Here is a 14,344-nt window from a genome sequence, read left to right on the forward strand (position 1 = left end):
TGTGCGGGGGCGGTGGGTCATGTAAGCGCCCGCCTACGGCTTTCCTGAGAGGAATCCATGAAGCTTCGCCGTGCCCTGTCGGCTGCCGCCGCCGTCGCCGCCCTCGGCTCCGCGACACTGCTCGCCGTCCCCGCCGCGCAGGCGACGGGGAACGCGCCCGCGGCCACTGCCGAGCCGTCGCCGTCTCCGACGTACACCCGCCCGACCTTCTGCTCCGGCATTCCCGATGAGGAGCGGGGGAAGACGGGGCTGCGCGGACTGCCGAGCACGATCGTCGCCGGGTCCGGATGGCACGAGTTCACCTATCGCGTCACCAACGTCTCCACGGTCACGGTGATGGAGACCGTCATCGGCCTCTATCCCGGTACCGCCGACCCCGAGATCGACGATGTCGCCGAACTCGGCATCACGGTCGAGTGGTTCAACCCGCAGACCGGCGCGTGGAAGCCCATCGAGGGTGAGGGCGCGGAGCCGCTCGACAACTACGACTTCGCCACGCTGGGCATGGTGAAGCCGGGCGAGCACACGGACGCCACGATGCGCATCAAGATCGCCAAGACCGCCAAGGCGGGCACCGGCTACTTCTTCACCCACGGGTATTCCTACGGCGAGGACGACCAGTGCGGCTTCGACGAGATCAGCCGGTTCAACTTCACCGTCACGTCGGCGAGCTGACGTCCGCAGGGAGATGAAACCGCCGGTTCGGACGATCCCCCGCGTCGCCCGAACCGGCGGAGGTTACGAGCCATCCTCGAAAGATCGCCGGACGGCATCCTGCCGCCTGAGTATATTGGCTCGCAGCCAACCAACGCAGGAGTTACAGCTTGTCCCCCCGCAGCCCATCGGTCAATGAGGAGTTGCGCCGCCGGTCCCAGGCCCGTCTGCTGCAAGCGACGGTGGAACTGGTCGGTGAGCGCGGCTACGAGGCGACGACGCTCGCCGACATCGCCGACCGGGCGGGGGCCGCGCGCGGGCTGGTCTCGTACTACTTCCCGGGCAAGCGCCAGCTGCTCCAGACCGCCGTGCACCGGCTGATGCACAGGGAACTGGCCAAGGCGCTGGAGCGCGAGCCGCGCCCGGAGGGCGCGGGCGCGGGCCGCGAACTGCTGGCACGCGCGATCGACGCGATCCTGGGGCTCGCCCGGGACCAACCGCGGCTGATGCGTACGCACATGGCGGGGATCCTGACCGCGGAGGGGTTCATCCAGTGCCCGGAGCAGCAGCGGCTGGCCGCCCTGCTGCGCGACACGGTGACCCGTTACGGCTCCCGGGACCCGGAGGCCGACTACCGGCTGCTGCGCGCGCTGCTGATGGGCGCGGTGGTCGCGGTGCTGCTGCCGGGGGCGCCGATGGAGCCGGAGCGACTGCGGACGGAGCTGTTCCAGCGCTATGGGCTGGACTGGGAGCTGGGTGTCCCGCCGGGCGGGGAGCCGCCCGGCGGGGTCCCGGTGAACGACCAGCCGGAAAAGGATCAGACAGGCTGAGCGCTCAGGCGAGCTGTCAGCGGTAGTCCGGCTGCGTCTGGACGTTCAGCTCGCGCAGCCGCACCGACCGGGCGCTGTCCGTGCGCCGGTCGTCGATCTTCAGGACGTCGAAGCCCTTGCTCATGTCGTTCGAGTAGATGTGGCCGTTGTAGTAGTACGCGGACCAGGAGCCGCCGGAGACCAGCTTGTCGGCCGAGATCGGGCCGCGTTCGAAGTAGCCGATCTCCTTGGGGCGGGTGGAGTCGGTGAAGTCCCAGATGGACACGCCGCCCTGGTACCACGCCTGGACCATGATGTCGCGGCCCTTGGCGGGGAGCAGCGAGCCGTTGTGGGCGACGCAGTTCTCGGTGGCTGCCTGGTGGCGCGGGATCTTGTAGTAGCTACGGAACTTCAACTTCCGCTTGTCGCCCTTGCCGACGATGTCGTAGATGCCGTCGGCGCCGCGCGTCGGGCCGGTCGCCTCGTTGCAGGTCGCGCTCGTGCCACCGCCCAGCTCATCGGTGAACACGACCTTGTTTCCGCGCTCGTTGAAGGTCGCCGAGTGCCAGAAGGCGAAGTTGACGTTGTCCTCGACCCGGTCGATGACCCGTGGCTTCGCGGGGTCGGCGATGTCGAGGAGGATGCCGTCGCCCATGCACGCGCCCGCCGCCAGCTTCAGCTTGGGGAACGTGGTGAGGTCATGGCAGCCGGTGGTCTCGCTGACGCCCGGGTTGGCGGGATCGCCGGGGTTGCCGCCGTCCGGGAAGAGGACGGGGAAGTCGACGACCGCGGCCTTCTCGGGCGCCTTGCGGGGCACCTTGATGACGGAGATGCCGTCGTGCGGGGGCTGGCAGTCCGGGAAGGTCTCGCTGGGGAAGTACGAGGAGACGTAGACGTACACGTTCTTGCGGTCGGGCGCCAGGGTGTGGGTGTGCGAACCGCACGAGGTCTCGACGGCGGCGACGTAGCGCGGGTTGCGCTTGTCGCTGATGTCGAAGACCTTCATGCCCTCCCAGGAGGACTTCTCGGTGGCGGGCTGCGTGGTGCTGTTGCAGGAGTTGTCGCTGCGCGAGGAGTCGGTGGAGAGGAAGAGCAGGTCCCCGGAGACCGAGATGTCGTTCTGCCCACCGGGGCAGAGCACCTGGCTGACGACCTCCGGGCGCTTCGGGCGGCTGATGTCGTAGATGACGAAGCCGTCGTAGTTGCCCGCGAAGGCGTACTTGCCCTGGAAAGCGAGGTCCGAATTGGTTCCCTTGAGGTCCTGCTTGGGGATGTTGGTGAGGTGACTGACGTTGTCGCTGTGAACGATCTCGTCCACCCCGGGGACCTCGCCGTTCTCGATGGCGGCCCTGGTGCCGGATGCCTGATCCTTCGTCATCCGCTCGCTGTGCGGCGCGTCACCGGGGTCCGGTGTCGCGACCGCGGGGCTCGCCGCCAGCAACGAGGCCACCAGGCCGAAGGCGGCTACGGCCGCACCGAGATATCTGCGCCGCTGCGGGGATCTTTCCCACGGCTTCACTGCGTCCTCCCTTACGTCCCTTGTGCCCGTTCGGAGTTGAACGGTTCATTGGACGACGTGGGCAGTATCGCGCCTCTCATGTACACCACAACAGACGGCAACATAGTCGTAACGAAGATCCCGACTTCCCCTGGAGGCAACGGTGTTGCACCGGCGTACGAGGCTTCACGCCGCATCCCTCGCGTTCGCGGCGACGGCCGCCGCCGTGATGCTCGCCCTCACCGGCTGTGAGCCGGACGGCGGCAGGCAGGACACCGGGAAGGGGAAGGACGGAAAGCCCGCGGTGATCGCCCCGGGGCGGCCGGGCGAGGCGGCACAGACGCTGTCGGCCGAGGAGGCGGCGAAGGCGGGCGACGACGACTCCCCGAACGCCGCCGACCGCCGTTACGTCGCCATGATGATCGAGCACCATCAGCAGGCCCTGGTCATGACCGACCTCGCCCCCGACCGCGCGAGATCGGCCAAGGTCAGACGGATCGCCGAGCGCATCGCGGCGGCGCAGGGGCCGGAGATCGACGCGATGCGGGGCTGGCAGCAGACGTCCGGCGGCGGTGCGGCCGACAAGCACCACCACGGCGGGACGGCGGACATGCCCGGCATGGCCACGCCGAAGCAGCTGGACGCGCTGCGCTCCGCCAAGGGCACGGGCTTCGACGCGCTCTTCCTCAAGCTGATGATCGCCCACCACCGGGGCGCGGTCTCCATGGCGACGGATGTGCTCGGCCGGGGCAACAACGTCCGGGTGGAGGAGATGGCCAACGATGTGATCGCCCAGCAGAGCAGCGAGATCCGCCGGATGCAGCGGGTGACGTGAGCGGCTCGCCCAAGCGGCCCGCCCGAGCGGCTTTGCTCGGGCGGCCCGCCCGAGCGGCTCGCCTGAGTGGCTTGCCCAAGCGGCTCGCCTGAGCGGGCCTCGTAAGCGGCTTGTGTCGGCGCCTCGCGTACACCAGGAGCCCCTTCCGTCACTCGTCCTCGTCGCCCGGCGCGTAGCACCGCACACCGCCGCCCGCCGGGTGCGATGCTGGAGACAGCCTGCGGAAGGAGCTCCTCCGTGCTTCGCGTCGCCGTCGTGGGATCCGGGCCGAGCGGCGTTTACGCCGCCCAGGCGCTCGTCCAGCAGCAGGCCGTACCCGAGGTGTCGGTGCATGTGCTGGACCGGCTGCCCTGCCCGTACGGGCTGGTGCGCTACGGCGTCGCGCCCGACCACGAGAAGATCAAGTCGCTCCAGAACACCCTGCGCGCGGTCCTGGAGCACCCACGGGTCAGCTTCCTCGGCAATGTGCACGTGGGTCCCCCGCCGCTGGTACCCGAGCGGCTGCTCGGGCTCTACCACGCGGTGGTCTACTGCGTGGGCGCGGCGACCGACCGGCGGCTCGGGGTGCCCGGCGAGGAGCTGTCCGGCAGCTACTCCGCCACCGAGTTCGTCTCCTGGTACAGCGCCCATCCGGACGCCCCCGGCGACGCCTTCGCGCTCGGCGCGCGCTCCGCCGTCGTCGTCGGGGTCGGCAACGTCGCGGTGGACGTGGCACGCATCCTGGCCCGCGGGGCGGAGGAGCTGCGGCCCACCGACGTGCCCCATCTCGCCCTCGGCGCGCTCGCCGACAGCCAGGTCGCCGATGTGCACGTGGTCGGGCGGCGCGGTCCGTCGCAGGCGAAGTTCACCACCAAGGAGCTGCGCGAGCTGGGTTCGCTGACCGGTGCCGATGTGCTCGTAACGCCCGAGGAGCTGGCGCTGGACCCGGCGTACGGCGACCCCTCGGGGCTGCCCGCGGCCAACCGGCGCAACGTCGAGGTGCTGCGCGACTGGGCGCGGCGCGAGCCCATGGGCCGTCCGCGCCGCATCCATCTGCGCTTCTTCCTGCGGCCCGCGGCGCTGCTCGGCGAGGGCGCGGTGCGCGCCGTACGGTTCGAGCGGACCGCGTCGGACGGGCGGGGCGGGGTGGCGGGCACGGGCGTCTTCGAGGACATCGAGGCGCAGCTGGTGCTGCGGTCGGTGGGCTACCGGGGCGTTCCGCTGCCCGGGGTGCCGTTCGACGAGCGGCGGGGCACCGTGCCGAACGCGGCGGGGCGGGTGCTGCGCGGCGGTGTGCCCGCGCCCGGTGAGTACGTGGCGGGGTGGATCAAGCGCGGGCCGACCGGGGTGATCGGCACCAACCGTCCGTGCGCCAAGGAGACGGTCGCCTCGCTGCTCGCCGACGCGGACGTCCTGGCGGCGCGGCCGGTGGCCGAGGACCCCCTCGCCGCGCTGCGCGCGGCGGGTGTGGAGCCGGTCGAGTGGACGGGGTGGCTGCGGATCGAGGCGGCGGAGGTGACGCTCGGGGAGGCGCTGGGCCGTACGAGGGTGAAGATCCCGGACTGGACGGGCCTGCTGGGCGCGGCCCGCGGGGAGGACTGAACCGGCGCACCCCGTGGACCCGGCGCGCCTCAGCCGTGGTCGCCCGCCCGGTCGTCCTGGCGGACGACGGCGGTCAGGACGCTGTCGAGCAGGCCGGGGAACAGCGCGTCCAGGTCCTCCCGGCGCAGGGCGTTCATCTTGGCGGTGCCCCGGTAGATCTGGTGGATCAGACCGCATTCGCGCAGCACCCGGAAGTGGTGGGTGGTGGTCGACTTGCTGACGGGCAGGTCGAACACCGAACAGGACAGGTCGCAGCCCTCCTCGGCCAGGGTCCGCACGACCCGCAGCCGCATGGGGTCGGACAGCGCGTGCAGCACGTCCTCCAGCCGGATGTCCTCGCGTCGCGGATGCTCCAGCGAACGGCCCGTCCCCTGCGCCTGAGGCGTGGTCTGCGTCTGCACGACTGCTGCTCCTCGTCGCGTCGTTCCGGGACCCACCATGGTACGAAGCTCCTCGTAGTTTGACATCCGCCGTACAACAACGGCAGGACGACGACGCGGGCGCGGGCCGTACTTGATAGTGAGTAGCCGGGATTGTCGGTGCGGACGACGACGGGCGGGGCCCGTCCGGAAAGGCTGGTGAGGTTCCCGAGAGCAGATGCGGAGACCTCTTCCATGGCGACCTTCTTATATCGACTGGGCCGTTGGGCCTTCCGGCGGCGCCACCTCGTCGCGCTCCTGTGGACGGCCGTCCTGACCGTCGTCGTCTTCGGCGCCGCCAACGCCTCCGAGCCTCCCGACGACTCGTCCTCGATGCCGGGCATCGAGGCCCAGAAGGCGTTCGACCTGATCAACGAGCGCTTCCCCGGCGCCGAGGCGGACGGCGCGGGCGTCCGGATCGTCTTCGTCGCCCCGGACGGGCAGAAGGTCACCTCGGCCGCGCGCCGCTCGGCCATCGACGCGCTGGTGACCGAGGTGGCCGACGGGCCGCAGGTGGCCGACGTGGAGAGCCCGTTCGACGGGCGCGGGGTGAGCGAGGACGGCTCCACGGCGTACGCCACCGTCACCTACCAGGTGAAGGAGGACGACGTCACCGACGCCAGCCGGGAGGAGGTGAGGGACGCCATCGAGCAGGCCCGGGACGCGGGTCTGACCGTCGAGGCGGGCGGGAGCGCCCTGGCCACCGAGGCACCGGCCGGGGCGGGCGAGGTGATCGGCGTCGGCATCGCCGCGGTGGTGCTGCTGATCACCTTCGGCTCCCTGGCCGCCGCCGGGCTGCCGCTGCTCACCGCGCTCCTCGGCGTCGGCATCAGCATGGCCTCGCTCATCGCGCTGGGCAACGTCCTCGGACTGTCCTCGACGACCGGCGAGCTGGCCATGATGCTCGGGCTCGCGGTCGGCATCGACTACTCCCTGTTCGTGGTGTCCCGCTACCGCGAGGAGCGGGCCAGGGGGTACGAGCCCCAGGAGGCGGCCGGGCTGGCCGCGGGCACCGCCGGTTCCGCCGTGGTCTTCGCCGGGCTCACCGTCGTCATCGCGCTGGCCGGGCTCTCCGTGATCGGCGTCCCGATGCTGACCACCATGGGCTGGGGCGCCGCGGGTGCGGTCCTGACGGGCGTGCTGATCGCGCTGACCATGGTCCCGGCGCTGCTCGGCTTCTGGCCGAACGCCGTCCTGGCGCGCCGGGTCCGCAAGGGCGCAAGCGGCTCGACCGGAGCCGCGGAGAGCGATGCGGGGAACACGGGCACCCGCTGGGCCCGGTTCGTCCTGCGTCGCCCCGTACCCGTGCTGGTCGCCTCGGTCGTCGGCCTGGGCGCGCTCGCCGTACCGGCGCTGGACCTGCGGATGGGCATGCCCGGTGACGAGGCCAAGTCCACCGCGACCACGGAGCGACGCGCCTACGACGCCCTCGCCGATGGCTTCGGCCCCGGGTTCAACGGCCCCCTGACCGTCGTCGTGGACACCCGGAGGGCCGACGACCCGAAGCGCGCGGTGGCGGCGGTCTCCGGCACGCTCGCCCGCACCGAGGGCGTGGTCTCCGTATCCCCGGCCCGGTTCAACGCGGCGCGGGACACCGCGGTGCTGTCCGCCGTCCCGTCCGCCGCGCCCACCAGCGAGCGGACGAAGGACCTCGTCCACACCATCCGCGGCGAGCGCCCCGCGACCGAGGCCGCCACCGGTGCCACCTTCGAGGTCACCGGCACCACCGCGCTGAACATCGACGTCGCGCAGAAGATGCAGAACGCGCTGGTCCCCTACCTCGCGGTCGTGGTCGGGCTGGCCTTCGTCCTGCTGCTGGTGGTCTTCCGTTCCGTGCTGGTCCCCCTCAAGGCCGCGCTCGGCTATCTCCTCTCGGTCCTCGCGTCCCTCGGCGCGATCGTCCTGGTCTTCCAGCAGGGGCACGGAGCCGGGCTCATCGGTGTCGAGCAGACCGGCCCGATCATGAGCATGATGCCGATCTTCCTGGTGGGCATCGTCTTCGGTCTCGCCATGGACTACGAGGTCTTCCTGGTCTCCCGGATGCGCGAGGCACATGTCCACGGGGAGCGGCCGGGACAGGCCGTGGCCACCGGGTTCCGCCACAGCGCCCGGATCGTGGCGGCGGCCGCGCTGATCATGATGGCGGTGTTCTCCGGGTTCATGACGGCCGGTGACTCCATGGTGAAGATGGTCGGCTTCGGTCTGGCCGGTGCCGTCCTGTTCGACGCCTTCGTCGTCCGCATGGCGTTCGTGCCCGCCGCCCTCGCCCTGCTCGGCAAGGCGGCCTGGTGGCTGCCGCGCCCGCTGGACCGGCTGCTGCCGCGCGTCGACGTGGAGGGCGAGGCTCTCGGGCGCGTCCGCAAAGTCGCGTCGGATCAGCAGGACCCGGTGCGCGTCTGACGCCTGCGCCGCACGGCGGGCGCACGGTCCGGTTGGCCGTCCGCCCGCCGTCACCCACTATGGGCCCACATCCCCGACCGGAGGACCCCATTGCTCACCGGCTGGCGGCGGTACGCCGCTCATCACCCCCGCCTCGTCGAGGCGGCGTTCCTGCTGCTGGTGTGCGCGGCCACCGGCAAGCAGTACGACCGGGGCGGGCCCGGCTGGTTACCCGGGCTGCTCATCGCGACCGCCGCCTGCCTCTCGCTGCTGTGGCGGCGCCGTCACCCCGGCCCGGTCGTCGCCCTCACCGCGGTCTGCGCCGGGGTCTCCAACCCGCTGGGCTACCCGGTCAGTCCGCTGCTGCTGCTTCCGGTGATCGTGGCGCTCTACGCGCTGACCGTCCGCGTCCCGCCGCGGACCGCGTACGCCTCCTGCTGCGCCGTCATCGCGCTGGTCGTCGTCACGGCGCTGCTGTCCGGCCGGAGCGACCAGCCCTGGACGTACAAGACGGTCGGCCTCGCCTTCTGGGTCGCACTGCCGGTCGTCCAGGGCTCGGCGGTCCGGGCGCGGCGCGGCTATCTGGACGCCGTACGCGCACGCGCCGAGCACGCCGAACGCACCCGCGAGCAGGAGGCGCGCCACCGCGTCGCGGAGGAACGCATCCGCATCGCCCGCGAGTTGCACGACGTCGTGGCCCATCACATGGCCCTGGCCAACGCCCAGGCCGGCACCGCCGCCCACCTCGTCCGCACCCGCCCCGGGCAGGCCGAGAAGATCCTCACCGAACTGGCCGGTACGACCTCCTCGGCACTGCGCGAACTCCAGGCCACCGTCGGTCTGCTGCGCGAGTCCGACGACGGCCCCGAGGATTCCCTGGAACCGGCGCCCGGACTCGGCAGGCTGCCCGAGCTGGTCTCCGCGTTCGCCTCCGCCGGGCTCCGGGTCACCGTCACGGTCGACGGCGAGGAGCGGCCGCTGTCGCCCGGGGTGGATCTGACCGCCTTCCGGATCGTGCAGGAGGCGCTCACCAACGTCACCAAGCACGCCGCTGTCGACGCGGCGCGGGTGAGGCTCGCGTACGCCGGTGACCGGCTGACCCTCACCGTCAGCGACGACGGCGGCACCACCCCGCCCGCACCGGCTCCCGGCGGCGGGTTCGGCCTGATCGGCATGCGGGAGCGCGTCCGGTCCGCCGGGGGCCGCCTCCAGTCGGGCCCACGCCCCGAGGGCGGCTTCGCCGTCACCGCCGAACTGCCCGTCCACGCCTGACCCGTTCGCTTCCCCCGGCCTCCATCCCCCTTGACCGACCCACCCCGGAAGGGCCCCGATGACCATCCGCGTGCTGCTCGCCGACGACCAGACCCTGCTGCGGGCGACCTTCCGGATACTGATCGACTCCTGCGCGGACATGGAGGTGGTCGACGAGGCCGCCGACGGCGCCAGGGCCGTCGAGCTCACCCGCGCCACCCGCCCCGATGTCGTCGTCATGGACATCCGCATGCCCGGCACCGACGGCCTCGCCGCGACCGACGCCATCTGCGCCGACCCGGACTTGCACGCCACCCGGGTCCTCATCCTCACGACGTTCCAGACCGACGAACACGTCGCCCGGGCGCTGCGCGTCGGCGCCAGCGGCTTCCTCGGCAAGGACGTCTCCGCCGAGGCGCTCCTCGACGGCATCCGCACCGTGGCCTCCGGTGACGCGCTGCTGTCCCCCGCGGCCACGCGCTCCCTCATCACCCACTTCCTCGCCACCCCCGAGCCCGGCGCGGCCACCGCGCTCCCCGAGCACCTGGCCGCCCTCACCGCCCGGGAGCGCGAGGTGATGGCGCTCGTCGCGGACGGCAAGTCCAACGCCGAGATCGCCGAGGACCTGTTCGTCAGCCCGCTGACCGTACGCACCCACGTCCAGCGCGCCAAGATGAAGCTGGGCGCCCGCGACCGCGCCCAACTGGTCGTCTTCGCCTATCAGTCCGGTCTCGCGCGGCCTCCGCGCTGACCAAGGAACGAGCGGGTCGGCGCGGGCGCGGCGGCGGAGCAGGACCGCGAGGTCCACGTCAAGGACACCCGTTCTGAGACACCCGCTCCGACCTGCGGGAAGACGCTTCCACGGGCCGTTGTCAGTGGTGGGGTGCAGACTCTGTGATGTCGGACACATCCTACGTCGCTCTTCTCACCCCCTCACCTCTCCCTACGTCCCAAGGAGTGAGTCCGTCATGGACGATGTTCTGCTCGCCGTCGGCACCCGCAAGGGTCTCTTCCTCGGCCGCCGCCGCTCCGGCCCGACCTGGGATTTCACCGGGCCGCACTTCCCCATGCAGGCGGTGTACTCCGTCGGCATCGACACCCGACGCTCCGGCACGCCGCGGCTGCTGGCCGGAGCGGACAGCTCCCACTGGGGCCCCTCGGTCTTCCGCTCCGACGACCTCGGGGAGAGCTGGCACGAACCCGCCCGCCCGGCGGTGCGGTTCCCGGAGGGGACCGACACCTCGCTGGAGCGGGTGTGGCAGCTGCACCCGGCCGGGCCCGCCGCGCCCGACGTGGTCTACGCGGGCACCCAGCCGGGCGCGCTGTTCCGCTCCGAGGACGGCGGCGAGACCTTCGAGTTCGTCCGGAGCCTGTGGGACCACCCGCAGCGGCCCGAGTGGGGCGCGGGGTTCGGCGGCCAGGCGGTGCACACGGTGGTCACCGATCCCCGGGACGCCGACGCGGTGACGGTGGCCGTCTCGTCGGGCGGGGTGTACCGGTCGACGGACGGCGGGGCGAGCTGGGCGCCGTCGAACAGCGGGCTCAGGGCGGAGTTCCTGCCCGATCAGTACCCCGAGTTCGGGCAGTGCGTGCACAAGATCGCGCAGGACGCGACCGATCCCGACCGGCTGTATCTCCAGAACCACGGCGGGGTGTACCGCAGCGACGACCGCGGGGCGCACTGGCAGGAGATCGGCAAGGGGCTGCCCGCCGACTTCGGGTTCGCGATCGCCGCCCATCCGCGGCGCGCCGGGGTCGCCTATCTCTTCCCGGTGTCCGACGGCTCGGACCGCTATCCGCCGGAGTACCGCTGCCGGGTCTTCCGCACCGAGGACGCGGGCGCGTCCTGGGAGGAGCGGTCCGCCGGGCTGCCGGGCGAGCCGCACTACGGGGTGGTGCTGCGGGACGCGCTCCGTACGGATGACGCGGACCCGGTCGGGGTGTACTTCGGCAATCGCAACGGGGAGGTGTACGCGAGCGCGGACGAGGGCGAGAACTGGCAGCAGATCGCCCGGTACCTTCCCGATGTGCTCTGCGTGCGAGCGGCGGTGATCGGATGAGACCGTGACCGGGTGAGACGGCACGCGGCCACGCGCTGAGCCACTAGAGTGACGCGGTGTGGCTGCACGACCGTTGAACGAAATTGTGGAACCGGGCTGGGCCAAGGCACTTGAGCCCGTGGAAGAGCGCATCGCGGCGATGGGTGACTTCCTGCGGGCCGAGATCGCGGCGGGCCGCACCTATCTGCCCGCCGGACCGAATGTGCTGCGCGCCTTCCAGCAGCCCTTCGACGAGGTGAAGATCCTCATCGTGGGTCAGGATCCGTATCCGACGCCCGGTCATGCGGTGGGGCTGAGCTTCTCGGTGGCGCCGGAGGTGCGGCCGCTGCCCGGCAGCCTGGAGAACATCTACCGCGAGCTGCACACCGACCTCGGTCTGCCGCGCCCGTCCAACGGCGATCTGACGCCCTGGACCCGGCAGGGCGTGCTGCTGCTCAACAAGGCACTCACCACGGCACCGCGCCGCCCCGCGGCACACCGCGGCAAGGGCTGGGAGGAGGTCACCGAGCAGGCCATCCGGGCGCTCGCCGCGCGCGGCCGTCCACTGGTGTCCATCCTGTGGGGCCGCGACGCGCGCAATGTCCGTCCGCTGCTGGGGCCGCTTCCCTCGGTCGAGTCCGCGCACCCCTCCCCCATGTCGGCCGACCGGGGATTCTTCGGTTCGCGCCCGTTCAGCCGGGCCAACGACCTGCTCGTACAGCAGGGAGCGCAACCCGTCGACTGGCGCCTTCCCTGAGCGCTTCTTTCCAGGTGGGCGAGGGGTAGTCTGCCCGCCATGACGACACATCCGAACACCCCTGCGGGCTGGTACGCCGACCCGCAGGGCACCCCCAACCAGCTGCGCTGGTGGGACGGCGCCCAGTGGACCGAGCACACCCACCCGGGGCAGCAGCCCGCACAGCCCGGACAGCAGCAGGGCCACCCCGGACAGCAGCCCGGCCATCCCGGACAGCAGCCGGGCCAGCTCCCGCCGCAGCAGGCCGCCCAGCCGCACCCCAGCCCGGCCAAGGTCCAGCACCAGGTGCAGCAGCAGGCGCACGTCGCCCCGGGCGCGGGCGGCGGCGGCACGCTGTTCACCGAGCCGGTGCTGGTGGTGAACCAGAAGGCCAAGCTGATCGAGCTGACCAATGAGTACGGCGTCTTCGACCAGCACGGCCGTGCCATCGGGTCGGTGGTCCAGGTCGGTCAGAGCACGCTCAAGAAGGTCGCACGGTTCGTGTCGAGCCTCGACCAGTTCATGACGCACAAGCTGGAGATCCGGGACGCGGCCGGGCAGCCGCATCTGGTGCTCACCCGGCCTGCCAAGTTCATCAAGTCCAAGGTGCTGGTGGAGCGCCCGGACGGCCAGCCGGTCGGCGAGATCGTCCAGCAGAACGCCATCGGCAAGATCAACTTCGGGATACAGGTCAACGGCCAGCAGATCGGCGCCATCAAGGCGGAGAACTGGCGCGCCTGGAACTTCGCCATCGTCGACCACACCGACACCGAGATCGCCCGGATCACCAAGACCTGGGAAGGTCTGGCGAAGACCATGTTCACGACGGCGGACAACTACGTCCTCCAGATCCACCGTCAGCTTCCCGACCCGCTGCTGAGCCTGGTGGTGGCCACCGCCCTGACCGTGGACACCGCGCTCAAGCAGGACGCCCGCGGGTTCGGCTGAGCCGGTGGACGATGCGACACATGTGCTCGGGATCGACTCGGGCGGATCGGGCGTACGGGTGGCCGTGGCACGCGCCGAAGCCCAGCTCGGCAGCGCCGCAGAGACGCCGCTGACCTGGGCCTCGGCCACCCCCGCCGGGGTCGGCGACCGGGGCATCGACGCGGCCGGGCTGCTGGAGCGGGTGCTGCCCGCCGCCCATGAGCTGCTGCGCCGGGCCGGGGCGCCGCGCCCGGCGGCCGTCTGCGTGGGCGCCGCGGGAATGGCCTCCCTCGGCGACGATCTGCGGGCGACGCTGCCGGGCGCGCTCGCGGAGGAGTTCGGGGTACGCCGCCTCGCGCTCGCCGCGGACGCGGTGACCGGCTATGCCGGGGCGCTCGGCCAGCGGCCCGGCGCCGTGGTCGCCGCGGGCACCGGCCTGATCGCGCTGGGCGCGGTGCCGCTGCCGGTACCGGTGGCCCCGGCCGGGAGCGCGGCGCGTGACCGCACGGGCGGCCCGGGCGGTCCGGGCGGTCCGGGCCGCCCCGGCGACGGCACACCCGGCGACCGTACGGCCGGGGACCGTACGCCCGGGGAGCCTACGACCGGGGGCGACGCGCCCGGCGACCGCGCGCCCGGGTGGCGGCGGGCCGACGGCTGGGGGCATCTGCTGGGCGACTGCGGCGGCGGGGCGTGGATCGGGCGGGCCGGTCTGGAGGCCGCGATGCGCGCGTACGACGGGCGCGAGGGCGGCTCGCAGCCGCTGCTGGCCCGGCTGGAAGCGGTCTTCGGCCCGGCCGCCGAACTGCCGGGCAAGCTGTATCCGCGGCCCGACCGGCCCGCCGTCCTGGCCTCCTTCGCGCCGGAGGTCGGCCGGTGCGCCGCCGCGGGCGATCCGGTCGCGGAGGCGGTCCTGCGGGACGCCGCCCGTCACATCGCCCAGGCCGCGGAGGCCGTCTGCCCCCGGCTGGAGTCCGGTGAGGTCGCGCTGACCGGCGGCCTCTTCCGCATGGGCGCACCCCTGCTGACGCCCCTGCGTGCCGAGTTGGCCGCGCGGCTGCCGGGGGTCCGGGTCACCGAGGCGGCCGGGGACCCGCTGGACGGCGCCCTGCGCATCGCGGCGGCGCTCGCCGCCGGGGAGCTGCGGCTGCCGCCGGACGCGGGGCTGCTGAGCGTCATCACCGCGTGAGGTGACGACGGCCACGACCGATAGCCGGGA

Annotated in this window: 13 protein-coding genes; 11 read left to right on the forward strand and 2 right to left on the reverse strand. The window is 72.3% G+C overall.

Annotation, left to right across the window (positions count from 1 at the left end; translation table 11 throughout):
* Positions 1-57: 57 nt before the first annotated feature.
* Both HYQ63_RS06885 and HYQ63_RS06890 read left to right on the forward strand, forming a co-directional pair.
* Positions 58-675: a hypothetical protein gene (locus tag HYQ63_RS06885; RefSeq protein WP_179933030.1), complete on the forward strand. Its 618-nt coding sequence runs from the start codon at positions 58-60 to the stop codon at positions 673-675.
* 149 nt (positions 676-824) lie between these two features.
* Positions 825-1,484: a TetR/AcrR family transcriptional regulator gene (locus tag HYQ63_RS06890; RefSeq protein ID WP_179933031.1), complete on the forward strand. Its 660-nt coding sequence runs from the start codon at positions 825-827 to the stop codon at positions 1,482-1,484.
* Positions 1,485-1,500: 16 nt separating this feature from the next.
* Here the strand turns inward: HYQ63_RS06890 and HYQ63_RS06895 are convergent, their stop codons facing one another.
* Complete coding sequence (locus HYQ63_RS06895) at positions 1,501-2,982, reverse strand: LVIVD repeat-containing protein (protein ID WP_179933032.1); 1,482 nt, start codon at positions 2,980-2,982, stop codon at positions 1,501-1,503.
* Positions 2,983-3,124: 142 nt separating this feature from the next.
* On the opposite strand from HYQ63_RS06895, the gene HYQ63_RS06900 reads away from it, so the two are divergent.
* A complete protein-coding gene (locus HYQ63_RS06900; RefSeq protein ID WP_179933033.1) occupies positions 3,125-3,796 on the forward strand; it encodes a DUF305 domain-containing protein in 672 nt (223 codons plus the stop codon).
* Positions 3,797-4,033: 237 nt separating this feature from the next.
* Positions 4,034-5,377 (forward strand): FAD-dependent oxidoreductase, encoded by a 1,344-nt coding sequence (locus HYQ63_RS06905; protein ID WP_179933034.1) that lies wholly within the window; start codon positions 4,034-4,036, stop codon positions 5,375-5,377.
* Between the two features lie 29 nt (positions 5,378-5,406).
* On the opposite strand, the gene HYQ63_RS06910 is transcribed toward HYQ63_RS06905, so the two are convergent.
* Positions 5,407-5,778 (reverse strand): helix-turn-helix transcriptional regulator, encoded by a 372-nt coding sequence (locus HYQ63_RS06910; RefSeq protein WP_257231680.1) that lies wholly within the window; start codon positions 5,776-5,778, stop codon positions 5,407-5,409.
* A gap of 213 nt (positions 5,779-5,991) precedes the next feature.
* Here HYQ63_RS06910 and HYQ63_RS06915 point away from each other — a divergent pair, with 213 nt between their 5' ends.
* From HYQ63_RS06915 to HYQ63_RS06945, 7 genes are all read left to right on the forward strand, one after another.
* A complete protein-coding gene (locus HYQ63_RS06915; RefSeq protein ID WP_179933036.1) occupies positions 5,992-8,196 on the forward strand; it encodes an MMPL family transporter in 2,205 nt (734 codons plus the stop codon).
* Between the two features lie 90 nt (positions 8,197-8,286).
* A complete protein-coding gene (locus tag HYQ63_RS06920) occupies positions 8,287-9,447 on the forward strand; it encodes a sensor histidine kinase (protein WP_179933037.1) in 1,161 nt (386 codons plus the stop codon).
* Positions 9,448-9,505: 58 nt separating this feature from the next.
* The gene (locus HYQ63_RS06925) at positions 9,506-10,177 is read left to right on the forward strand and encodes a response regulator transcription factor (RefSeq protein WP_179933038.1); all 672 of its coding nucleotides are present in this window, start codon (positions 9,506-9,508) and stop codon (positions 10,175-10,177) included.
* 217 nt (positions 10,178-10,394) lie between these two features.
* Positions 10,395-11,486: a sialidase family protein gene (locus tag HYQ63_RS06930; RefSeq protein WP_179933039.1), complete on the forward strand. Its 1,092-nt coding sequence runs from the start codon at positions 10,395-10,397 to the stop codon at positions 11,484-11,486.
* 58 nt (positions 11,487-11,544) lie between these two features.
* Entirely contained in the window at positions 11,545-12,222 is a 678-nt protein-coding gene (locus HYQ63_RS06935; RefSeq protein WP_179933040.1) for a uracil-DNA glycosylase, read from the forward strand.
* A gap of 39 nt (positions 12,223-12,261) precedes the next feature.
* Complete coding sequence (locus HYQ63_RS06940; RefSeq protein ID WP_179933041.1) at positions 12,262-13,149, forward strand: phospholipid scramblase-related protein; 888 nt, start codon at positions 12,262-12,264, stop codon at positions 13,147-13,149.
* A gap of 4 nt (positions 13,150-13,153) precedes the next feature.
* Positions 13,154-14,314, forward strand: coding sequence for an N-acetylglucosamine kinase (locus HYQ63_RS06945; protein ID WP_257231681.1), 1,161 nt, complete (start codon positions 13,154-13,156; stop codon positions 14,312-14,314).
* Positions 14,315-14,344: the final 30 nt, after the last annotated feature.

The organism is Streptomyces sp. Rer75, assembly GCF_013414305.1.
GTDB classification, from domain to species: Bacteria; Actinomycetota; Actinomycetes; order Streptomycetales; family Streptomycetaceae; genus Streptomyces; species Streptomyces himastatinicus.